We start from the raw sequence: 657 nt of genomic DNA, 5'->3' as shown, positions 1-657 counted from the left end.
GGCTGGCGGCGAGCTGGTGGGGCTGGAACTGGCGGAGGTACGGGATATCGATGAGGACGCTTTCCGCGAGGGTGTGGTCCGTGCTCGCCATTATGGTGAGCTCCAGGTCCCTGCCGAAGCCCGCTACCTGCAGCAGGTAAAGTGTGGCGGCCGGGAAGTGGAAGATCTGGTGGTCACCGAAGTGGCCGCCTGGATAGCGGACAGCCTGGAAGACGATACCTTTTACCTGATGGGCTCCGGTTCTACGGTGGCCGTGGTCATGGAACAACTGGGCCTGGAGAACACGCTGCTGGGTGTGGATCTCGTCTACAACCAGGAAGTGGTCGGCCGGGATCTGGGCGCGCGGGCGCTGCTGGAGCAGATCGGTGATGCGCCGGCCAGAGCGGTGATCACCGTGATCGGCGGGCAAGGGCACCTGTTCGGTCGTGGCAACCAGCAATTCAGCCCGGCCCTGATTCGCCGCCTGGGCAAGGACAATATCCAGATCCTTGCTACCCGCACCAAACTGAAGACCCTGGAAGGGCGGCCGCTGCTGGTGGACACCGGTGATGCAGCGCTCGACCGGGAGCTGTGTGGTCTGTGGCCGGTGACGACCGGCTATGAGGATCAGGTGTTGTATCGGGTAAGCACTGAGGCAGTTAACAGTGAATAGTTAAC

The 657-nt window shown here is 62.4% G+C and carries 1 pseudogene; it reads left to right on the top strand.

The annotated features are described in order from the left end of the window. Window positions 1-652, top strand: a pseudogene (locus B3Q33_RS04125) (ATP-NAD kinase family protein); the annotation flags it as partial. Window positions 653-657: the final 5 nt, after the last annotated feature.

Source organism: Alcanivorax sp. UBA3183 (genome assembly GCF_002364155.1).
GTDB classification, from domain to species: Bacteria; Pseudomonadota; Gammaproteobacteria; order Pseudomonadales; family Alcanivoracaceae; genus Alcanivorax; species Alcanivorax jadensis.
This window is presented reverse-complemented; position numbering and strand designations above follow the sequence as displayed.